The sequence below is a fragment of the Noviherbaspirillum sp. genome (genome assembly GCF_036846085.1).
Classification (GTDB): domain Bacteria; phylum Pseudomonadota; class Gammaproteobacteria; order Burkholderiales; family Burkholderiaceae_D; genus Noviherbaspirillum.
This window is the reverse complement of record NZ_DAIUCO010000070.1, coordinates 1-20,702: the sequence shown is the minus strand read 5'-3', so window position 1 is coordinate 20,702 and position 20,702 is coordinate 1. Positions and strand designations below refer to the sequence as shown.

19 protein-coding genes are annotated in these 20,702 nt (G+C 62.2%); 5 read left to right on the top strand and 14 right to left on the bottom strand.

Annotation, left to right across the window (positions count from 1 at the left end):
• Positions 1–187: 187 nt before the first annotated feature.
• The 9 genes from nadE to V7080_RS10365 form a co-directional block, all read right to left on the bottom strand.
• The gene (nadE, locus tag V7080_RS10405) at positions 188–1,030 is read right to left on the bottom strand and encodes an ammonia-dependent NAD(+) synthetase (RefSeq protein ID WP_334188325.1); all 843 of its coding nucleotides are present in this window, start codon (positions 1,028–1,030) and stop codon (positions 188–190) included.
• 75 nt (positions 1,031–1,105) lie between these two features.
• Positions 1,106–1,612 carry a CinA family protein gene (locus V7080_RS10400; protein WP_334188324.1) on the bottom strand — a complete coding sequence of 169 codons (507 nt, stop codon included), beginning with the start codon at positions 1,610–1,612 and terminating at the stop codon, positions 1,106–1,108.
• 103 nt (positions 1,613–1,715) lie between these two features.
• Positions 1,716–2,483 (bottom strand): SDR family NAD(P)-dependent oxidoreductase, encoded by a 768-nt coding sequence (locus V7080_RS10395; RefSeq protein WP_334188323.1) that lies wholly within the window; start codon positions 2,481–2,483, stop codon positions 1,716–1,718.
• A gap of 209 nt (positions 2,484–2,692) precedes the next feature.
• Positions 2,693–3,589: a LysR family transcriptional regulator gene (locus V7080_RS10390; protein WP_334188322.1), complete on the bottom strand. Its 897-nt coding sequence runs from the start codon at positions 3,587–3,589 to the stop codon at positions 2,693–2,695.
• Positions 3,586–4,590, bottom strand: coding sequence for a phosphonate dehydrogenase (locus V7080_RS10385; RefSeq protein WP_334188321.1), 1,005 nt, complete (start codon positions 4,588–4,590; stop codon positions 3,586–3,588). The genes V7080_RS10390 and V7080_RS10385 overlap by 4 nt, the downstream gene beginning before the upstream one ends.
• A 14-nt stretch (positions 4,591–4,604) precedes the next feature.
• Positions 4,605–5,402 carry a phosphonate ABC transporter, permease protein PhnE gene (phnE, locus tag V7080_RS10380; protein ID WP_334188320.1) on the bottom strand — a complete coding sequence of 266 codons (798 nt, stop codon included), beginning with the start codon at positions 5,400–5,402 and terminating at the stop codon, positions 4,605–4,607.
• A gap of 16 nt (positions 5,403–5,418) precedes the next feature.
• Positions 5,419–6,279 (bottom strand): phosphate/phosphite/phosphonate ABC transporter substrate-binding protein, encoded by an 861-nt coding sequence (phnD, locus tag V7080_RS10375; protein WP_334188319.1) that lies wholly within the window; start codon positions 6,277–6,279, stop codon positions 5,419–5,421.
• Between the two features lie 2 nt (positions 6,280–6,281).
• Complete coding sequence (phnC, locus tag V7080_RS10370) at positions 6,282–7,085, bottom strand: phosphonate ABC transporter ATP-binding protein (protein WP_334188318.1); 804 nt, start codon at positions 7,083–7,085, stop codon at positions 6,282–6,284.
• Complete coding sequence (locus tag V7080_RS10365; RefSeq protein ID WP_334188317.1) at positions 7,072–7,437, bottom strand: hypothetical protein; 366 nt, start codon at positions 7,435–7,437, stop codon at positions 7,072–7,074. The genes phnC and V7080_RS10365 overlap by 14 nt, the downstream gene beginning before the upstream one ends.
• A gap of 75 nt (positions 7,438–7,512) precedes the next feature.
• Between V7080_RS10365 and V7080_RS10360 the strand changes: the two genes are divergently transcribed.
• Entirely contained in the window at positions 7,513–9,984 is a 2,472-nt protein-coding gene (locus V7080_RS10360; protein ID WP_334188316.1) for a mechanosensitive ion channel family protein, read from the top strand.
• A 69-nt stretch (positions 9,985–10,053) separates the two neighbouring features.
• Here the strand turns inward: V7080_RS10360 and V7080_RS10355 are convergent, their stop codons facing one another.
• Entirely contained in the window at positions 10,054–11,025 is a 972-nt protein-coding gene (locus tag V7080_RS10355; protein ID WP_334188315.1) for a tripartite tricarboxylate transporter substrate binding protein BugE, read from the bottom strand.
• A gap of 55 nt (positions 11,026–11,080) precedes the next feature.
• On the bottom strand, positions 11,081–12,385 hold the full coding sequence (locus V7080_RS10350) for an alpha-hydroxy acid oxidase (RefSeq protein ID WP_334188314.1): 1,305 nt from the start codon (positions 12,383–12,385) through the stop codon (positions 11,081–11,083).
• A 183-nt stretch (positions 12,386–12,568) separates the two neighbouring features.
• Here V7080_RS10350 and V7080_RS10345 point away from each other — a divergent pair, with 183 nt between their 5' ends.
• The 4 genes from V7080_RS10345 (at position 12,569) to V7080_RS10330 (ending at position 18,761) form a co-directional block, all read left to right on the top strand.
• The gene (locus V7080_RS10345; protein ID WP_334188313.1) at positions 12,569–13,468 is read left to right on the top strand and encodes a LysR family transcriptional regulator; all 900 of its coding nucleotides are present in this window, start codon (positions 12,569–12,571) and stop codon (positions 13,466–13,468) included.
• 208 nt (positions 13,469–13,676) lie between these two features.
• A complete protein-coding gene (locus tag V7080_RS10340) occupies positions 13,677–15,719 on the top strand; it encodes a hypothetical protein (RefSeq protein WP_334188312.1) in 2,043 nt (680 codons plus the stop codon).
• A gap of 64 nt (positions 15,720–15,783) precedes the next feature.
• Positions 15,784–16,311 carry a CesT family type III secretion system chaperone gene (locus V7080_RS10335; RefSeq protein WP_334188311.1) on the top strand — a complete coding sequence of 176 codons (528 nt, stop codon included), beginning with the start codon at positions 15,784–15,786 and terminating at the stop codon, positions 16,309–16,311.
• A gap of 92 nt (positions 16,312–16,403) precedes the next feature.
• A complete protein-coding gene (locus V7080_RS10330; RefSeq protein WP_334188310.1) occupies positions 16,404–18,761 on the top strand; it encodes a hypothetical protein in 2,358 nt (785 codons plus the stop codon).
• Positions 18,762–18,773: 12 nt separating this feature from the next.
• Here the strand turns inward: V7080_RS10330 and V7080_RS10325 are convergent, their stop codons facing one another.
• From V7080_RS10325 to V7080_RS10315, 3 genes are all read right to left on the bottom strand, one after another.
• On the bottom strand, positions 18,774–19,286 hold the full coding sequence (locus V7080_RS10325) for a glutaredoxin family protein (RefSeq protein WP_334188309.1): 513 nt from the start codon (positions 19,284–19,286) through the stop codon (positions 18,774–18,776).
• A 53-nt stretch (positions 19,287–19,339) separates the two neighbouring features.
• Positions 19,340–20,209, bottom strand: a complete 870-nt coding sequence (locus tag V7080_RS10320) for a DMT family transporter (protein WP_334188308.1) — start codon at positions 20,207–20,209, stop codon at positions 19,340–19,342.
• Positions 20,206–20,702 (bottom strand): DUF2867 domain-containing protein (locus V7080_RS10315; RefSeq protein WP_334188307.1); only part of this gene is annotated, 497 nt, incomplete at its 5' end. The genes V7080_RS10315 and V7080_RS10320, both read right to left, overlap by 4 nt.

The following is a 20,702-nucleotide window of genomic DNA, read 5'->3' as shown; positions in this document are numbered from 1 at the left end:
TCCCAACCAAGAGGATTGCGCTTACACGCAATCCGTTCCGCAGGCGAACGGCATGCCGTTCGAAACCCCTGCTCCACCCCCCTAGAAGGGGGAAGGAGCAGTTCAGTGGTCGTGACTGAAGCAGTACGTCCTATTTGATTTCAAGTCCTCGTGACAGACCTACGAAACGTAACGCCCCTCCAAAAAATCACCATTCTCCCCAAGGATCAATCGGCAATTCCCGCTTGTGCGCCGTCGCGCGATACTGCTTGAAAATCACCTCATACGTCTTCTCGCTGACCGGCTTGCCTTCCAGGAAATCATCGATCTCGTCATAGCTGACGCCGAATGCGGCCTCGTCGGGCTTCAGCGGCGACAGGCTTTCGAGGTCGGCTGTCGGTACCTTGAACACCAGTGCTTCCGGCGCGCCGAAAGCTTTCGCCAGTCCGCGCACACGGCGCTTGTTGAGGCCGGTGAGCGGGGTCAGGTCGCAGGCGCCGTCACCGAACTTGGTGAAGAAGCCCATCAGCGCCTCGGCCGCATGGTCGGTGCCGATGACCATGCCTTGCATGCCACCAGCCACCGCGTATTGGGTGATCATGCGCTGGCGCGCTTTCACATTGCCCTTCACGAAGTCCTCGTGTTCCGGGCTATCGAAGGTCTGGCCGCCGGCATGCAGCGCCTGCATCATCGCGTCCACTGCAGGCTTGATGTCCACCGTCATCACCACGTCGGGCCGGATCGTGTCGAGGCAGCGCTGCGCGTCTTCCTCATCCTTTTGCACGCCATAGGGCAGGCGCATCGCGACGAACTTCGCCTCGTGTCCGCGCTCTCGTGACTGCTGCACCGCCGCCTGGCAGAGCAAACCGGCGGTGAGCGAATCGACGCCGCCGCTGATGCCGAGCACCAGCGTCTTGCGCTGGTGGCGCATCACGTGCTCGCACAGGAATGTGGTGCGGCGTTCTATCTCGGCTCGCGGGTCATAGGATGGCGCCACCTTCAACAGGTGGATGATGCGTTGCTGTTCAGCCGCGTACTGGATGTTGGTCATGGAATGGTTCTCCGTCGTCGATTCGATAAGTGGCACAGGGTGACAGGACACCGGCCGAGGGCGCCTGCCGCGCAGCTATTGTGAATGCAATTTCGCCAGCTCGTTATGGTAATGCCAGACTCGTCCGATGGCATAGTGGGTGGCCGCTTCGCGCACGGCGTTGCGGTCGCCGTCGAAATGCCGCGTCTCGGAGAAGGTCTGTTTTCTGGCTTCATGGTCGAAGGACCAGGCGAAACAGACGGTGCCGACCGGAATGTCGCTGTCGCCGCTCGACGGTCCCGCAAGTCCGGTGGTCGACAGGGCGACGTTGGCGCGGCTGACGCGCAATGCGCCTTCCGCCATCTCGCGCGCCACTTCCTCGCTGGTCAGGTTGAAGGTGTCGATGGTTTCTTTCCTGACGCCGAGGCAACTGATCTTGGCGTCGGCGGAATAGGTGACGAATGCGCAATCGAGCCAGCTGCCGCAGCCGGGAATATCGGCCAGCGTCGATGCGATCATGCCCGCGGTACAGGACTCGGCGGTGACGAGTTTGAGTTTGTTGTCGGCAAAATACTGGAAAAGGATTTCGAGATTGTTGTTCATGATCGGGTAATGGTTTCAACAGTGCAGGTCGCGCTGGAGTTACCCGATTGGACGCATGCATTGTTGAAATGTTCATTGGTGTCGCATGACCGTCTTCCGGCATTCACCATGGAATTGGCTGGCCATCCCATGCAAAAAATCCGCCGCTGTCGGCCGGGGAACGTACCGCGATGACTTCCAGCAATCTTTCGGCGGCGAAATCCGGCGTGAATAATTTTCCTTCCGGGACATTGCCCTGGAAGGGCTTCGACAAGCCGGTGTCGGTCGTTCCGGGGTGTAGTGCCAGCACGATGCTGTTCGCGTTGATTCGCCGCAGCTCGACCGATAGCGTGCGCAGCATCTGGTTCTGGGCCGCCTTTGCCGCCCGATAGCTGTACCAGCCGCCGAGCCGGTTGTCGCCGATGGAGCCGACCCGCGCGGAGAGCGACGCGAAGATCGCCGGGTCCGACTGCCGTAGCAAGGGCATCAGCGCTTTCGCCAGCAGCACCGGCCCGCAGGCATTGACGGCGAAGGACCGCAGCATGCCGTGCATGGTCAGTTGCGACAGCGTCTTTTCGGGTGCAAGGGCATCGTCATGCAGCAGGCCGACGGTGTTGATCACGAGGTGCAGCGAAGGCGTACGCTGCCTCACCTCGGCAGCGAGGCGGTTCAAACTTTCTTCATCGGTGATGTCGGCATCGTGGAGGTGCAGCGCGGCCGGCGATGCCGCCGCAACAAGGGCGGCGATATCGGCGGACGCGCGAATGCGTCGTGCGCAGAGCGTCAGGCTCGCTACATCCGGCATGGCGGCAAGCCTGCGTGCCAGCGCCAGGCCGATGCCGGCGGATGCGCCCATGACCAGGGCATGTATCGGGGTGGATGAGAATGGCATGGCCGGCCTGTTGTGAAGGGGTGCAGCGATCGTACCGGAAAACCGGTCATGCCACTGCCGTCGCGCTTCTCGCCTTCCGCCGTCTCAGGGATCGACCGGATCGCATTCCCACAGACCGGGATAGCGCAACGCGAATCCGTTGCATCGAATTCGATCATTGCAGCGTACCCGAAGCGCGGCGATTCATGTCAAGCCGAGCATGGCATCGATCACGTCGGCGGAAGCATCGCCGGGCTCTCCTGTCCGGCCGCCTGGCGGAGGAAATCCACGAACCGTACCGCCGGGGCGTCGCTGAAACCGTCTGCCCGCCGCATGACAAAGATTTCCTTGTGCAGCGGCTTGCCATCAATCGGTATCGCATGCAACCAGCCGTCGCGGTGTTCTTTCTCCACTGCCGATGCCATGACAAGTGACATGCCGAGTCCGGCATGTACCGCATGCTTGACCGCTTCGGTGCTGCCGAGCTGCATCGCGACGCCGATGGTGTGCGCGACATCGCCGAGGCATTGCTGCAGCCGGCGGCCGGTGCCGGTGCCCGGTTCTCCGCCAAGAAAAGACAAGCCTCGCAGCCGTTCGGGAGAAATGCCGGGAAGCGCCGCCCATTCATGTTGCGGCGGCACGATGAGCACGAGCTCTTCACGCCGCCATATCCCGGCGACGAATCCGGGCCGGTCATCCCACCACTCCATGACGGCGACATCGATCTCGCAGCGCTGCAGCTTGTCCGCGATCTCGCGGTTGTCGCCGATGACCACGTCGAGCTTTTCCTGCGTCGTGTCGCGGTAGGCTTTCAGGTAGGGCTGCAGAAGATAGATTCCGGTGTTCGAGCTGGCGCCCACGACGATTGATTCCTTCGCGAACAGCCCGCAGGCGCGATGCCAGGTATGCACCAGGTTCTCCGCATAGGGCAGGAACGTCCTTCCGGCCGCGGTCAACGTGCTGCCGGTATTGCTGCGGTCGATCAGTTCGATCTTCAGTGCCTGTTCCAGCCGCTTGATATGCTGCGTCACGGCAGGCTGCGACAGGCCGGTATGCTTCGCCGCCTCCCGGAATCCGCCATGGGCGGCGACCGCCAGAAAGGTGACGATCCGGTCCAGGTGAATCACGCCACTGCCCGCAGCGGATCGTTGATCGCACCGGCCGGACGCTCGCCACGAAGGGCCTGGAGAATGTTGCCTGCCGCCTGGCGCTCGATGTCGATACGCACTTCCCTGACCGCCGATCCGAGATGCGGCGTGAAGAAAGTCCGGGCGGTGTCGTCCAGCAGAGCCTGCGGCACGGCATGCGGACGGTCCGGACGTTGCCATTCTTCCATTTCGAATACATCCGCCGCATAGCCCGCCAGGCGGCCGCTGCGCAATGCGTCGGCGACGGCCATCTCGTCGACCACCGACCCGCGGCAGGCATTGACGAGATAGCTGCCATGCTTCATTTTCGCGATCGCGCCGGCATTGATCAGGTGCAGTGTCTCCGCTGTCATCGGCAGCATCGGCACGACAAAGTCGCTTGTCGCCAGCAGGGTGTCCAGGTCCACGCGCCTGGCCCCCCACGCTGTTTCCAGCGCCGGATCGAGCGCCATCTTGTCGCAGTACACCAGCTTCATGTCGAATCCGGCCAGCCGCTTGGCAATCGCCCGGCCGACTGCGCCCATGCCGATGATGCCGAGCGTGCGTCCGGTCAGCCCGGTTCCGTACAGCTCGGGCCGCCAGCCCTGGAAGCCGCCGCTGCGCATGCGGCGATCGCCTTCGATGAGATGGCGCGTCAGCCCGAGCAGCAGGCCGATCGTCAGTTCCGCGGTCGGAATGGTGAGCAGGTCGGGCACGATGGTGAACCAGATGCCGCGGCGGGTGCAGGCCTCGACATCGAAGTTGTCATACCCCTTCAGCGCCGCGCCGACGACCTTCAGCTTCGGGCAGGCCTCGAGAAAAGCGGCATCGATGCTGTCCGGCATGAAGGCCATCAGCGCATCCGCATCGCTTGCCCGCGCCAGCACTTCGGCGCGCGGCAGGGTATCCCGCGTGGTGTTCGGGACGACATCCGCCACCGATTGCAGCAGATCGAGGATTTCGGGGTGCACCCAGTGGGTGAGAACGACTTTAGGTTTCATGGAGAATAAAAGAGTTATTTGAATTTGCGCCGCAGGAAGGAGCTGAAGCCGTCGACGAGCGTCACCATCGCCAGGATCACGATCAGGATCGCGGATACATCCTGGTACTGCATGATGTGCAGCGACCCCATCAGTTCGAAGCCGATGCCCCCCGCGCCGACCATGCCCATCACCGTCGACGCCCGGAAGTTGTATTCCCAGCGGTAGATCGCGGTGTCGGCCATTTGCGGAAGTACCTGCGGGAAGATGCCATGCATGATTACCTGCAGCGGACTGCAGCCTGCGGCACGCGCCGCTTCCACCGGTGCCGGGTCGGCATGCTCGATCGCCTCGGCGAAAAATTTCGCCACCATGCCGATCGAATGCAGGCCCAGCGCCAGTACTCCAGGAAGCGCACCGAAACCGACGGCGGCAACGAAGACGATGCCCATGATGAGTTCCGGTATCGAGCGCAGGCCGTTGAGCACGCCGCGCGCGACCTGGTAGACCACCGGATGCGGACTGGTGGTGCGGGCGGCCAGGATGGCCAGCGGTATCGAGCACAGCACGGCGATCGCGGTGCCGGCCACGCTCATCGCCAGCGTATCGAACAGGGGCTTGATCCAGCTTGCGGCCTGACTGAAGTTGGGCGGGAACATCTCGCCGACCAGGCTGAACAGGCTGGGCACACCTTCGCCAAGCCGTTCGGCGTCGAACAGGCCGATGTGGTACCAGCAGACGACTACGATCGCCATGACCAGCGCGACATTGGTGATCGAGCGGTTCCAGGTTCGCCGCTGCTGTGCCAGCAGGGCTTGATATTGCGCTTGCATCGGTTGTCCTATTCGTTCAGAACTTCGACAGGTCGAGCTTCAGCAGGGTGCCGAGCTCGCGCACCGGTTCATAGTCCTTGTCGGTGGTGGCGCCGAAGCCATCCGCCTTGAACGGCTTGAGTACGGCCGGATCCTTGATGTTGATGAACACGGTACGGATCTTTTCCTTCAGTTCCGGCTTCAGGTTGGACCGCATCGTCCATGGGTACTGCGGAAACGGTTTCGATTCCACGAGCACCTTGACCTTGTTGGCATCGATCATGCCGCGCTCCACCAGTGCCTCGAAGATCGGCTTGCTCAGGCCGCCGGCCTGCGCATGGCCGTTCTGTACCGCCATCGCGACCGCATCGTGCGCGCCGACAAAATGCTCGCGGTAATTCTCGCCGGCCTTCAGGCCTTTTTCGGCAAGAATCGATTTCGGAATCAGGTGGCTGGAGGTGGATGCCTTGTCGCCGTAAGCAACATTCTTGCTGGCGATGTCGGCGATGCTCCTGATGCCGGCACCGGCGTTGACGATTAACACCGATTGATAGGTGGTGCTGCCTTTCTGCTTGATGGCGGCGAACGGCTCGATGTCGCTTTTCTGGCGCGCCAGCACATACGACAAGGGGCCGAAGTAGGCCAGGTCGATGCGGCCATGGCGCATTGCCTCGATCATGGACGAATAGTCGGTGGTGACGATGAGTTCGATTTTCTTCCTCAGCTCCTTTTCCAGGTGCATTTCCAGCGGGCGGTTGTTCTTGATGACGGTGGAAGCATTCTCATCCGGCAGCAATGCCACTTTCAGCGTCTCCGGATCCGGATTGGGAGCGGCATGGGATACGCCGGCGAGCAGCATCAACGACGCCGTGCACAGGGCGGCAAACAGGTTTTTCATGGTCATTCCTTCAGGGTAGCGAGTTGAAAGGGGTAAAAGGGCGCGGCGGGAGCGCTGTCATGCCGCCCGGTGACGGCGGGCTTCTGTTCATACAACGCGGCGGCGTTTTCCGGTGTCAGCATGTCGGGTGCCGCATCGAATACCACCCGGCCTTGTGCGAGCCCGACGATGCGGTCCGCATAGCGCCTGGCGAGGTCGACCTGGTGCAGGCTGACGACCATCGACATACCGTCTTCCGTACAGATCCGGTGCAGCAGGGCCAGCACCTTATCGGCGGTGGCCGGATCGAGGCTGGCGACCGGTTCGTCGGCGAGGATCATCCGTGGCCGCTGTGCCAGCGCGCGGGCAATGCCGACGCGCTGCTGCTGGCCGCCGCTCAGCTGATCGACGCGCGACATCGCCCGGTCGAGCAGGCCGACGCGCTCCAGGCTCTGCAGGGCGATTTCCTGCTCTTTTTGCGGCAACGGAAACAGGCTGCGCAGTGTCGAGTGATAGGCGAGGCGACCCATCAGCACGTTCTGCAGCGCCGACAGGCGGCCGATGAGCTGATGCTGCTGGAACACCATGCCGGTGCGGCGACGGTGCTGCTGCAGTGCATGGCGCCTGTGCAGCGGACCGATACCGTCGGCGCTCACCGTGCCGGCGGTCAGCGCATGCAGCATATTCAGGCAACGGAGCAATGTGGATTTGCCGGCGCCGGACGCGCCCAGCAGGACCGTGAACTGGCCGGGCTGGAATGAAATTGAGGTTGAATGCAGGGCAACCGCATCGCCGAACCGCACCGAGACTTTATCAAGCTGGATCATCATCGCTCCAAGATTTCGTTTGGTAATCGAAGTGCCTCGTCGATTGCCGATTCAAATAACGGAGTGATGGTAGTGGCGCTTTATGACTGCGATATGACGTTGAGCGCCGCGCCGGAAAAACATGTATCTGCAAACGCAGCTTCGTCTCGTATCGGGCCAGATGATTGTTCGACACAGCCTGTCGAGTTGCTTCCGTAAAACTATCCTGCACGAAATAAATACTTGCCGGCTTTTGACCTGCTGCAATAAATTGTCCACAAGCAGTTGCGGCTGGTAGTGCAAAGGGGTCTACTCTCATTGATCCTTCTATCAATTCCGCAACAATCACCGCGAACCATAGGCGGCGTTGCATGTCGGTTCAAAGTCCTTGCAAAGTTTGTCCACGACCCGCCATTCAATGAAACCCTGTTCTTTCATGCGACCTGCCATGCAGGGCAACTCGTATCGATGCGGACTGCAGGCATGCCTGCGGTTGCTGATTTCGCTGTTGCTTTGGGTAGGCTTCGCCATCGCTGCTTCCGCACAGGTTCCGCCGCTGGTTGCACCGCCTATGGCCAAGCCTGCAGCGCCTGCCGCACCCGCTGCTCCCGCGCCCGAACCCGTGGCCGAGCCCATTCCCGTTGCCGATGTCGCCGTCCAGGGGGAGGCGACGATGCTGCAGATCCGCCAGCTGGACAACAAAGGCCCGGTCGACGATCTCATCGAAACCGCCGGCAACGAATTGCAGGCGCTCGCGCGGGGCGTGTCGCTGCGGTCGTCGGAAATGCGGCGGCTGTTGCCGCAGAATGCCTCCATCGATATCATCCGTGGCCTGCAGCAGGAATGGCGCGATATCGAGAACCGCGCGACAGCCATCACGCGCGAACTTACCCGAAGCGCGCTGCAGATCGACCGCAACCTCGCCGAGCTGGAAAAAACCGCCACGCAGTGGGAGGCGACCCGGACGGCGGCAGTCGGCGAGGCGGCGCCGCCGACGGTGATCGAGCGCATCGAAGATGTGACCAGCGCGCTCGCCAAGACACGCAAGCGACTGCTCGAGCGGCGCACCGAAATCCTGTCGCTGCAAAGCCGGTCCGCCGAACTCGGCGCGCGGGCGTCGCAGGCGAGAGACGTGCTCAACAACGCCAGCGAACGCGCGGCGGCGCGACTGCTGTATCGCGACAGCCCGCCGCTGTGGACGATCGATTTCTGGGAATCGTCGATCGACAGCTTTTCGGTGGAAAACAAGGCCAACTTGTCGAGCCAGACCGCGGCATTGATCACCTATGCCTCCGCCTACAGCAGGAACTTCACGACGCATTTCATGGTGTTCGTCGTCATCGTCGCGCTGCTCTACCTGACGCGGCAGCGCATGCGCACCCTGGCCAATGCCGACGAATGCCTGCGCCGCACGCAGACGATCTTCGAGATGCCGGTGATGACGGCCATCATCATCGCACTGCTGCTCAGCAGCTGGTTTTATCCGCGCCCGCCGCGCACGTTTTGGGTCGTGCTGAGCATGCTGGGTACCGTGCCGATGCTGATCTTCGCCCGCAGGCTGATCGAGCCGCACCTGCATACGATGCTTTACGGGCTGGTGGGCTTTTACCTCGCCGACAAGCTGCGGGCCCTCGTCGCGCCGCTGCCGGTGCTGTCGCGGGTCCTGTTCTTGGTGGAAGCGCTGTTATTCGTCGTGTTCCTCGTGTGGATGCTGAGGCGCTCGGGCAAGCGCTCCGGCACGCCCTGGGCGCAGATCAAGGGCTGGCGCAAGATACGCCTGGTCGCCTGGGTGGAGCTCGTCATCATCACCGCCGCCATCGCGGCAAGCATCAACGGCCAGGTCCGGCTGGCCGACCTGGTCGGCGGTACGGCACTGGCCAGCGCCTATACCGCCGTCGTGCTGTATGTGCTGTTGCGCGTGGCGGAAGGCTTGCTGCAGGGGCTGTTCTGCGTGCCGCCGGTTTCCCTGCTCGGCATGGTCGAGCGGCACAAGCCGCTGCTCACGCAGCGCATCAACCACTGGCTGCGGCAGGCTGCCTACCTCGGCTGGATTGCGCTCATCCTGCAATCGCTGGGCCTGCTCGGGCCGTTGTTCGAATATGCCAGGAGCGCCTGGGATGCGTCGATCGAGATCGGCACCTTCACCCCCTCGGTGGGCGATGTGCTCACCTTCATCCTGATCATCTGGATCACCCTGTCGCTGTCACGCTTTTCCCGCTTCGTGCTGGACGAGGAGGTGTATCCGAAGCTGCAGCTTGAACGCGGGCTGCCGTATGCGGTGTCCACCATGGTGCACTACCTCGTGCTGCTGGCCGGCTTCGTGCTCGCGCTCAATGCGTTGCGGGTCGACATGACGAAGTTCACCATCCTCGCCGGCGCGTTCAGCGTCGGTATCGGGTTTGGCTTGCAGAACATCGTCAACAACTTCGTGTCCGGCCTGATTGTCCTGTTCGAGCGGCCGGTGAAGGTGGGCGACACCATCCAGATGGACGATGTGGTCGGCAGGGTCAAGCGCATCGGCATCCGCGCCAGCGTCATCTCCAGCACCACCGGCGCGGAAGTGATCATCCCGAACGGCAAGCTGATCTCCGACCGCGTCACCAACTGGACGGTATCGAGCAAGCTGCGGCAGGTGACGGTGCCGGTGCTGACGAAGCCGGATGCCGATCCGGCGCATATCAAAACGCTGTTGCAGGAGATCGCCCTGCGCAATCCTCTCGTGGTCGAGAGACCCGCGCCGGAAGCCCTGTTCGTGCGCCGCGCCGTCGATGTATTCGAGTTTGAATTGCGCGTGTGGATTGCGGCGCTCGATCAATGGCTGCAGGTGAAGAGCGACCTGATGACGGACATCGACACGGCCTTGCGGTCGCCTCCGCCGGAACCCCAACCGGCGGAGGGGCACCCCGATGTGTCTGGCTGACCATGCATGCATCGCCTTCCGCACCTCCCGGTGATCAGGCAAGCGACGCCTGCGTCGCCCGGTCGCAGGTCAGGCACCATCCAGCTTGATGCCCTGCCTGTTCACCAGATCCTTCATCTTTTCCAGTTCAAGCTTTATTTCCGCCGCATACTCGGCCGGCGTGTTGCCGATCGCCTGGGCGCCGTTTGCCATCATGCGGTCCCTGACATCCGGCATGCCGAGCACCTTCACTGTCGCGTGATGCAGCTTCGAGACGATCTCGGCCGGCGTCTTCGGCGGCGCGACGAAGCCGTACCACGCCGGATCATTGACCTGAGGCAGGCCGAGTTCCTTGAACGTCGGCACCTCGGGCATGGCGTCGAGCCGCTTCGGCCAGGCGATGGCAATGGCGCGCAACTTGCCGGCCTTGATATGCGAGATGGAAGAAGGAAGATTGTCGAACATCATATCGACCTGACCGCCAAGCAGGTCGTTGAGCGCCGGGCCGGAGCCGCGATAGGGAATGTGCAGGACGAAGGTGCGCGTCGCGCTTTTGAATTGCTCGCCGACCATGTGCAGGATGCTGCAGGTACCCGATGTCGCATAGCTGAGCTTGCCGGGATTGTTCCGTACTTCCGTCATGAACTGCTTGAAATCGCTTGCGGGGAATTTCGGTCCGACCGTGAGGACGTTCGGCGTGTGGGCGACGTTCGTGATCGGCATGAAGTCGCGGACCGGATCGTAGCCGAGTTTCGGATTGCAGGCAGGATTGACGGCATGGGTCGAAACCGTCGCCATGCCGATGGTGTAGCCATCAGGCTCGGCTTTCGCGATCGCCGCGGCACCGATGCTTCCCCCGCCGCCGCCCCGGTTCTCCACGATCACCGGTTGCCCGAGTTCCTTGCCGAGTTTCTCGGCGACGATACGGCCGACGATATCGGTTGTTCCTCCGGGAGGAAACGGAATGATCAGTCTGATCGGCTTGGCCGGATAGGTCTGCGCCTGGACGGACGTCACCGCCAGGAGCAGGGCGGCTATCGCGAGTGCGGTCAGTTTTCGCATGATGTCCTTTTGTGCGATTGAATGAATGGCGATCAACGGTCTGATGGGATGCGTGTCAGGCCCGGCGCCGTTCGCGCGCCGGCCACACATCCAGCTGCGCATCCGGCCGCTTGCCGGCGCGCTCGTCCGGATGCGCCGGCAGCAGGAAGCCCGCATCGAGTTCACTCAGCCGGTTGATGCCGAGCATCGCCATGTTCCGGTCGACTTCATCGCGCAGCAACCGGATGGCGTGCTCGATGCCTGGGCTTCCTTCCGCCGCCGCGGCATACATGAAGGGGCGGCCGGCGAACACGGCCTTCGCGCCGAGCGCCAGTGCCTTGAGCACGTCGGTGCCGCGCCGGATCCCGCCGTCCATCATCACCGGCAGCTCGCCCGCGGCATCGAGGACGCGCGGAAGGACGCGCAATGCTGATGCGGCGCCGTCGAGCTGCCTGCCGCCGTGATTGGACACGATGAGGCCGTCCGCGCCCAGCCGGCGCGCCCGTTCCGCATCGTCCGGGTGGAGGATGCCTTTAAGGACAAGATTGCCGGACCATTTGCGCCGGATGCGCGCAAGGTTTTCCCAGTTGAGGTGATCGCGCCCGGTGGTGTCGCGAATCGCCGTGCCCGACAGAATGGGGGCGCCGCGCGTGGCGAAGGAGTTCTCGAAATGCGGCATGCCGGTTGTCAGCAGCGTGCGGGCGAAGGTGCCGAACAGCCAGCGCGGCCGGACCAGGCCGTCCCATGCCAGTCGCAGGCTGGGGCGGAGCGGCGTGGTGAATCCGGCACGGATGTTGTTTTCGCGGTTTGCCCATACCGGAATATCAACCGTAATGACCAGTGTTTCAAAGCCGGCCCGGGAGATCCTGTCGACGAGGCAATCGATACGCGACTGGTCGGCGGGCAGGTAGGCCTGGAACCATGTGCCGGGCGCCGCTTCGATAATCTGCTCCATGGGCATCAGGGAGGTGCCGCTCATGATTGCAGGAATATTGGCATCATGCGCCGCCTGTGCAAGGACGAGATCGCCCTGGTATGCCGACAGCGCGCTGATGCCGACCGGCGCGATGCCGAACGGCGACGCATAGCATTTTCCGAACAGTACCGTGTGCTGCGAGCGCCGCGACACATCCACGAGCACCCTTGGCAGAAAGTGGTATTCATTGAACGCGGCGCGGTTATCTTCCAGCGAGCGGTTTTCCTCCGCCGCGCCGGCGATGTAGCCGAACAGGGGACGGGGCAGCCTTCGCTTCGCCGCGGCCTCGAAGTCATCGAGCGACAGGATTTTTTCGATTCTTTTCAACGTTCCTTTTCCGACGTGCCCGGTGGAAGCAACGGCTGCTGCGCGCCGTGGAGTCAATGTGCTGCAGGATGTATTCATGTTATCTCCGACGAGGTGATGGAAAGACCGATACCGTGATGCCCGAACCCTGAGGTGTGCGAATGAACGCTGTTTCATTTAATTCATTGCCTGTTGAACTCACTGTAGGGGCGAGACTGCTTATAAAAAAGCGAAATTAAGCTAATATGCAATTTCGCTTTTTCGACAATAGTGAGACGGCCGATGACATTGAAACAGCTTGAAGCGTTCTATTGGGCGGCAACCTGCGCCAATTTCGCGATGGCGGCGGAACGGTTGTACCTGTCGACGTCGTCCCTATCCAAAAGGCTGGTCGAACTGGAAGACTCCCTCGGGGTACGGCTATTCGACCGGTCCGGCCATAAGGCAACGCTGACCGAAGCCGGCGAACGCTTACTGCCGCAGGCAAGCGCCCTGCTCATGGCGGCGGAAGTCACGCGCAAGTCCGTCGGCTCGGACACGGACATCAGCGGACGCTGCCTGTTCGGCGTCGGCGAACTCAGCGCGCTGACCTGGCTGCCGCGAATGGTTGCGCACGTCCGCCAGCGCCATCCGGCCCTGCGCCTGGAGCCGCACGCCGATATCGGGCTTGCGCTGGACGAGCGCCTTCGCAACGGCGAACTCGACTGCGCCGTGATCGCCGGGCGCTCCCAGCATGGAGCGATCGCCTCGCAAACAGTCGGGCAGGCTCATTTCGTCTGGGTCGCGGCGCCCGAGCTGGTGGGGAAGGCGACGCGCTTCCAGGACAAACTGCTGCAGGATCATCCGATCGTGACACTGCCCACGGGCGCCGGCACGACGCGCCTGCTCGACGAATGGCTGATGGCGAGGAGCCTGGATGTGCCGCACCGCCTCACCTGCAATAGCTGGGGCGCGATTGCGGGATTGTTGATCGCGGGGATGGGAGTCGGCTTTCTTCCGGAGAGCTGGGCGCGCTCGCTGTCAAGCCGGGGCGACCTGCGCATCCTGGGCGTCAGCCCGGCGCTGTCGCCGTTGACATACACCTTTCAAAAGCGGCGCAACGACGAACGGCCGCTTCTCGCGTCCATGCTCGATGCGGTCCGCGCATCGGCGGATTTCACGACACCGCCCCGGTTGCTCTAAGTTTGCTCGGTAGACATCGCGCGGTCCGGCATTGCCTTGTGTCGCCCGCAACCTGCTTTCATTCGTGGAACTATTCATCCACAGCTTCCACACAAGTGCGTCCGCATCGATAGACCGCCCTTGTCGGTTCGATGTATGCATAGCGAAGTTGCCGTTGTCTCCGTCCACCATCAGTCAACACGAGTGAACCCTATGAAAAGTGACCGCTATGAAAAGTGACCGCGCCGCCGCATCGCCGGTCGTCCATGTTCTGCATGCGCAACGTGCAGGTGCGGGACCCGCGCGGCCGGCACTGCATTCCGCCAGTTCCGCCGCTCCGGAAAAAGCGCCGGATGATTCGTTTCCTTGCATCAGGCCGTGTGGCACGAAGAATTTTCTAACGCTTTTCAATAACAAGCGGTCCAGGATGCACAACGATGCGCAGCTGGCGCAGGCATTCGGCAACAGCGTTACGGTCTATAGCAGCCGGTCGAACGAAGTCAGGCATCCGCACAACTTGGATCGCCTCCCGGAGCCCGGCAAGGATGCCATGGCGTTGCTGTACAAGTTCTGTGGCACGCCCTCGTTGAATATCGTCAGTTCGGCCGGCTCCCCGCATTTGCTGCAGTACATGCCCGGACAGATTCTGAACGTGCAGCATGCCGTTGCCCTGGAACCTTCCGCGCCTTCGACATCGGCCTTTATGCTGAATACTTCGCTCGATGAGCTGGCGGAAAACGCCGGCCGGTTTCCGCCGAACTCCCGCGTCATCATCTCCGGCAGAGATTCCTGCTCCGTTGCCCAACAGGTTGCCTACCTGTCGCACGTCAGGTCCGATCTGCAGGTATGCGGCCATGCCTCCACATTGCACGACCCGGACAATACCCGGGGCGCCGTTGACGCGTTTCGCCGGGTCGGGACGATGCTTCGTGGAGAAACCGCGGTTGTGACTGCCGCGCTCAAGGGGAACGACAGCGCATGGGTGGCTCGCAAGACCGGCTGTCGCGTTCGCGCCGGCACGGCAATCCCGGCGTCATTCGACGCCATGGGAAATCTTGATCGGAAAGCATTCGCATCGTTCCTCCGCGCGGAGCGAGCCGGCGTCAAACAAAGCCTGATGCAGGCGATCGATGCGTTCAACGAGCTGGACCTGCCCGCGGCATCCGGAAACGCCGTTGCCGTCGATGTGCAAATCCGCCGCATGCGCCGGCCGAAGCCTGGGAACGCATACCATGTTGATGCCGATATCAAGTCGCTCGGCAAAGTGATGGTATTCGGTTCCACCGGCAATATCGGTTCGGCCCTGGTCGAAGTTTTTTCCGGAAGAACCCCGGTGTATGCGATGAAACGGAATATCGCAAAAAGTCCCGTTGATTCGCTGGGCAGCCCGGCGTATCCCGTGTTTGAACTCAGCGACAGGGAGATACCCGAGGGAATAATTCCGGATACGGTATTCCTGGCGGCGTCGGCACCGCGACCGACCGATGCGCACGGCAGGATCATCGTCGACCGTGCCGCGATGCTGGGCGCCAACCTGGAGCAGATACTCATTCCCGCAGTCAGAAAACTGCCGGTCGATATCAGGCTGGTGCAGGTAATTACCAACCCGTGTTCCGACATGGCGTTCGCCGCATGGCTTCTGCGGCCGGACCTTGCGGGGAAAATATCCGGGCATGCCGGAACCGATCTGGTGCGCCAGCAACGGCATGTGGCCCGGCCCGACAATCCGGGTACCTATTTCACCTTCGGACCGCACTCCCCGGGCCAGGTGAATGTCGACCTCGCGGGCAACAGGATCGACCCCGACATCGCCGTCAAGGGAAACGATATCGCCCGGCGCTCGGGCGGCCAGCCGGCAACGGATCCGACCGCCCTGTCCAGCATTCTGGAAGCGGTCAACCTCGGCAATCATGTGCGGTCAAGTTATGCGTTGCCGCTGACCTTACAGGAAGCGGGGACGCTGACGCGCTTCCTGGGCGAAGTGACTCCCCGGGGGCAGGTGGCGCAGACCGTCAGCGAAGGACTGGCAATCACCGTGCCGCGAAAGAGTGATGGAACTATCGACTGGGACATGCTGCGCCGGGCGAGCGACAACATCCCGGAATTTGCAGGCAAGGCGAATGCGGCTGTCGCGGAACTCGAAAGTGGAAGGCGCAACGTTCTCGACAAGCTGATCCAGCTGGTGACAGCGAAAAATCCGGAACTTCAAACGCCTCCCGACCATGATTGGATTCTCGACAACCGAGGCCGGCTCCTCGACCTGGTGCCATAGGAATGCGTGCCCGGTCCGCGTTAGGCCGATCGTTGTCGACAATCAATCCATGGATGCCGCTCATATGAAAAATGTTGACGCCTGCCTTCGCCTGCTAGGCGACCTGCGGCGGATCACGGATTTGCCGCCCGTTTCCACGGAGGGCGGGAAGGCGGACCTCGTGCTTGATGTCACCGTCGATGGCATCGGTTTCTCCTTGATGCCCGGCGCCGACGACAATGCGGATTGCCTGCTTCTGTTTTGCGAGTTCGGCGAACTGCCGCAGGAGTGCAGCGGACTCGCGATGCGCAGGCTGCTGGAAGCCAATCTGGTCATGATGGGTGCCGGCCGGCCCGGTTTCGGCATCAACTTCGCCACCGGGCAGGTCCTGCTGTCGGGCGCCGTGCGCGTCGCAGGGCTGACCGGAGAACAGCTGGCGCACATGCTGCACCATTACGCCGGCCGGGCGAAGGAGTGGCGCGAGACCTACTTTCTGCTGGAGGAAGAACGCAGGATGTCCGCGGCGCCGAGCCAGGCGCATGCGCGCGCAGCGGAAATGATGCGCCGTTCAAGGAAAGTCCCGGCAACGGGTGCGGCCGGGAAGGCGGAATGAGGATCGCCGCCTCGGCGCCTCGATCGACGGTTTCAGGTCATGCCGGCCATCATGCCGGACCGTCGGCATCCCGCGCCGCAGGAGAGCCCGGCATGGCGGCCAGTCCCGCTGCAGGGCGGGATGCAGTGATTCTTCTTTCCGGTTCACGCGTTACCGCGGGATTGCCACCCATCGCCCCTCTGACATTCGGACGACCCGACCGCCGTGCGCTATCGTCATTCCGCGTGCATGCGGAACCCGATCGTCCCGGTGCGGACGATGCCGATGGCGTCATGCGGATGCAATCCCGCTATCAAAACGAATTGCGGAAACGGCACGCAATCACCGACCACAATATCGACGAGGCAAAGGCCCTGTATCTGGCGTACCACCGCATGATGCAACGGATGCAGGCCGACCCCGCATCGGTCACGCCGCAGGAAATCGATCGTGTCATGACATTGGCGGAACATTTCTTTGGCGTGGACTGGAAAAGGGATACGAGGGCTGCGGGCCGCGCTTATCAATGGGTGAGCCATCCGTCCGCCTTGCTCGCCCTGGTACCAAGCGCCTACTATGCGTTAAGCAACGACAGTCCGACTTATAAGGCCCAACTGGCTTTGGTGGCGCAGGTGATCTACGCCGTTTTCTCGTTTGTTCCGCCAACCATCGCCCATTCGATTGTTTTTCGATGGCAGTCCCGCAGCATGCTGCAAGCGGCGAAGACGACATCGGACAGCATAAAAACGCCAACGCTCAAGGCCGCGATCGACGAGCTGGCGGAGGCGACGGAAAATTTTGAGCGTATTGCCAATGTGATGCACGGGCAAGGTCATGACGAGAGTCGTCAAAGACTGTTCGCTCATATGGATCCTGTCGATGGCGGCATGGCATTCCATGCGGCATACCGGCGACTGCTCGCTGCCCGCGAAGTATGCGCAAAAGTCGAGTCGAAATTCAGCATCGAACAAGCGGCGCTGTACAACACCACCATCGTGCGCGGCGTTCGGGTCGTGGCGGGACTGGCGGCAGCGCTTGTTTCCTTCCTCTCCGAGAATCCGAAATACGGCCTGTATGCGCTGGCGGCCGGTGCTGTCAGCACGATGATCGCCCAGGCATTCGCCGGCCTGCCCGATACCGCCAACAAGGCAGCTGCGCAACTGCGGACCACGCCGCGTGCCGTCGATGTGCTCGATAAGGCCGGCATCGCACATCGGGCGCCCGCGACTGTTGCGGACATCAGTCGGGACGATCTCGACCGATTCATCGAGTCCCTCGCGAAAGAATCCCTGGCAGGACCGATCGAGATTCGGGTCGGCGCGGTGCAGAAGCAGATGGAATTCGAAAAGCGGTTGTTGGCCCAGAAGATTGCCGGGATTTTTGGTGCACGCGATTGCGATAGCTTTATCCGGCTGGACTACCTGAACAAGGAAGCTGCCGGCCTGACGCCGGACGAGCGGCGGGAACGGGATGCGCTGGCGCATCAATACACGCAGCCCTTGAGCGGCGCGAAACAGCGTGATTACGGTACATGCCTGGAAAAGATGGCGACGCTCGACAAGGACATGGCGGCGTTGATGGAACCCGACTGGAGCGTCCTTTCCAACGAAGGCAAAAGCATTCTGATGCGCGAGATGGGGGCGTATGAGAATCCGCGCGCCTTTACGGCGGCGGCACTGATTCTCAAGGAAGGCTTGACCGACCTGGCCAAACCGGAGCAGGTCTGCCCGTTGGCCATCAATAAATGCGTGCAGGCCTTCACGATGATTTTGGGCGGGTCGAGTACGCCCCAGCTGATCAGCGCGATCATGCGGCTGGTACGGCAGCTTGTCGCCAATGACCGGAACGAGCCGGGCTATCAGCTTCCCCGATGGACGATGGCATTTTTGATTCTCGGCACGATGCTGGCTCTCTATGGTTCAAGAATGGGCCCGCCCGCGGCGACCCACACGGTCCAGATCAGGAGCGACCTGAAAAAGCGGCTGGAACAGGGAACGCTCAACATTCCGGCCGGCTGGCGCATGTATTCCAGTGCGGCGTACTGGAAACTGTTTTTCAGCAAATTGCCGGGATCGGTAGTTGCGCAACGAAGCATCAACCATCAATTGTCAGTGCTTGGCGCCGTCTACAAGCGATCGGAAGCTTCGTTTCATCGCTTTGGTGCGCAGACCCGGGCAGCCAGGTACACCGCCGGACCAAGTGATCTCGAAGCCGGTGCGCCGCAACGATTGCCGTACCCGTCGCATGCCGGATCGGCCATGCCGTCAGAAGCAGCTATGCAGATTTCCTCCATTCCGCAACATGCGGACCTGCAAACGAAGATGCGGGCAATCAGCCGTGAAGCCGTCCTAAGCGGGCAACGCAAGGCGATCCTGATGCAGGAAACAAGCGAGACCGCGAGAGTCCTGCGGATGCTGGAAGAGAAGATCAGCAATATACGGAATGCCTTGCCCTCGACGGCGCCGGGCTAATGACCGCTGCGCTCACTTTGCCCGGCGGTCAAGGCTCTCAAACAGCGCGTCGTATCCCGCCTGTGAAAAACCCTGCTGCCGTTTGTCTTTCCACAGCAGCAGCGGTATCCCTGTTCCCGCGCCAGCCTGCGCAAACGCGCTTTTTCCAGCGGGCGTATCGATATCGTATTCCTGGTAGGCGATGCCTTTCTGCCCCAGATAAGCCTTTGCCTTCGTGCAGTAACCGCACCACACCGCGGTGAAGAGCCGGATGCCTTCGCCGCTTGTCGCGGTCTCCGACGAACGGCGCTGCAGGCTTGCCTCCAGTTCCGCGCGATGCCGGCGTGCCGATTCCGCGACAGGCGACGCGGGTAGCGGAGAATAGCTCATGGTCTTCTGTACTTTTGCGTCCGCCGGCGGTGTGTCGCTATAGCTGATGCGTCCGTCCGGACCGATGGTTTTGTACAAGGTCTGGCTCGATGCTACTGCCGGGATCAGCAAGATGACAAACAGAAGCGCGCATCGCGTGTTGCCGGAATTGTTCATGTCAGCCTTTCGTGAATGAAGCACATCGATACGTCGGTTCGGACATCGCCGGGTCATTGCCGGTCCGGGGCAAGCTTTTCCGGTTGCGGGCGCCATTCGCTCAGCAGCAACGCGCCGATGACAATCGCGCCGCCGATCAGGCCTCGTGGGCCGAGGACTTCACCCAGCCACATCCAGCCGAACAGCGAGGCAAACACCGGTTCCATCGAGTAAATCACCGTCGCCTTGTCTGCCGATACATGCCTTTGGCCAATGGCTTGCAGGAACAGCATCGCGGCGGTGGCACAGGCGCCGAGATAAAGAATGGTCATCGCATGGGGCGCTGCGCGTGCCGGCAGGGAAGCGAGCGCACCGGTATTGGCGGATTGCAGAAGGACCCACAGCGTGGCAAGAAGCGCCATCACCGTGATCTGGGTGGCGGCAAGGTGGGATGACTGATGCCTGGATGCGCACCGGGACAGCATGATCACATACAGCGCATAGGCAAGGGCGCACAGCAGGGTTGCCGCGTCGCCCTGCGCATTGTCGCCGCCTTCCCACGACATCAGGCCGATGCCGAGGCAGGCAAGGATTGCCGCCAGCAGTACCGGTGCCGACATGCGGCCGCCGAACAGCAGGCCGAGAAACGGCACCATCAAGACGTTGAGGCTGGTAAGGAAGGCGCTGCGGTTCGAGGAAATATGCTGCAGGCCATAGGCCTGGGCGACGTAGGAGGCGAGGGCTAGCGCGCCGAGGAGCGCGCCGTCGGTCCACGCGGCGCGCGGCGCCCGGATGAGGAAGGGCAGCATGCAGGCCGCGGCGACCAGGAAACGCAAGGCGGAGATCTCGACGCCGTTCAGGTCGGCCGATGCCGACTTCAACAGCGGAAAGGTCGTGCCCCAGACAATCGTGACCGCCAGCAGGAGCAGGCCGCTGCGGTTCATGTGGGTCTCTTGCCGAAACTGCGCGCGAGCATGGCGGGCACGATGATCTTGTGTACGGGGATGACAAAGAAAAGATACAGGCGCCCGATCCGGTTATGCACATGCACCACGGTCGATACGGTCACCTTTGGCTGTGCGCCGGCGTGCCTGTACAGGGAGAGCTGGGCGTCGAGGTGCTTGTCCGCATCGCCCAGCACGATCTCCGGGTCGGTGATGGAAAGCAGGGTAAAGATGCCGACCCGGTCGCCCGGCTTGTAATCCGATGGGGCCTTGTGCGGATCGATATTGCCCAGGTGGCCCACGTCCTTCAGGCCGAACAGCGACACGACCCGGTTGCGCATGGTCATCAGCAGGTCGACCCAGCGTGGCGTGCCCGCCACTGCAGCCAGGTACAGCGCCATCGCGGTCCTGTCGTCATTCGCGACCGGGATCTCGAACGCATCATGGAAATACGCCGCCGCGGCGGCACCGCGCAATCGGCTGTCTGCCGGAA

Excerpts from the sequence above, each read along its gene's own strand:
- nadE (WP_334188325.1), bottom strand. The coding sequence starts at position 1,030 with ATGACCAACATCCAGTACGCGGCTGAACAGCAACGCATCATCCACCTG.
- V7080_RS10400 (WP_334188324.1), bottom strand. The coding sequence starts at position 1,612 with ATGAACAACAATCTCGAAATCCTTTTCCAGTATTTTGCCGACAACAAA.
- V7080_RS10395 (WP_334188323.1), bottom strand. The coding sequence starts at position 2,483 with ATGCCATTCTCATCCACCCCGATACATGCCCTGGTCATGGGCGCATCC.
- V7080_RS10385 (WP_334188321.1), bottom strand. The coding sequence starts at position 4,590 with ATGAAACCTAAAGTCGTTCTCACCCACTGGGTGCACCCCGAAATCCTC.
- phnE (WP_334188320.1), bottom strand. The coding sequence starts at position 5,402 with ATGCAAGCGCAATATCAAGCCCTGCTGGCACAGCAGCGGCGAACCTGG.
- phnD (WP_334188319.1), bottom strand. The coding sequence starts at position 6,279 with ATGAAAAACCTGTTTGCCGCCCTGTGCACGGCGTCGTTGATGCTGCTC.
- phnC (WP_334188318.1), bottom strand. The coding sequence starts at position 7,085 with ATGATCCAGCTTGATAAAGTCTCGGTGCGGTTCGGCGATGCGGTTGCC.
- V7080_RS10365 (WP_334188317.1), bottom strand. The coding sequence starts at position 7,437 with ATGCAACGCCGCCTATGGTTCGCGGTGATTGTTGCGGAATTGATAGAA.
- V7080_RS10360 (WP_334188316.1), top strand. The coding sequence starts at position 7,513 with ATGCAGGGCAACTCGTATCGATGCGGACTGCAGGCATGCCTGCGGTTG.
- V7080_RS10355 (WP_334188315.1), bottom strand. The coding sequence starts at position 11,025 with ATGCGAAAACTGACCGCACTCGCGATAGCCGCCCTGCTCCTGGCGGTG.
- V7080_RS10350 (WP_334188314.1), bottom strand. The coding sequence starts at position 12,385 with ATGAATACATCCTGCAGCACATTGACTCCACGGCGCGCAGCAGCCGTT.
- V7080_RS10345 (WP_334188313.1), top strand. The coding sequence starts at position 12,569 with ATGACATTGAAACAGCTTGAAGCGTTCTATTGGGCGGCAACCTGCGCC.
- V7080_RS10340 (WP_334188312.1), top strand. The coding sequence starts at position 13,677 with ATGAAAAGTGACCGCGCCGCCGCATCGCCGGTCGTCCATGTTCTGCAT.
- V7080_RS10335 (WP_334188311.1), top strand. The coding sequence starts at position 15,784 with ATGAAAAATGTTGACGCCTGCCTTCGCCTGCTAGGCGACCTGCGGCGG.
- V7080_RS10330 (WP_334188310.1), top strand. The coding sequence starts at position 16,404 with ATGGCGGCCAGTCCCGCTGCAGGGCGGGATGCAGTGATTCTTCTTTCC.
- V7080_RS10325 (WP_334188309.1), bottom strand. The coding sequence starts at position 19,286 with ATGAACAATTCCGGCAACACGCGATGCGCGCTTCTGTTTGTCATCTTG.
- V7080_RS10320 (WP_334188308.1), bottom strand. The coding sequence starts at position 20,209 with ATGAACCGCAGCGGCCTGCTCCTGCTGGCGGTCACGATTGTCTGGGGC.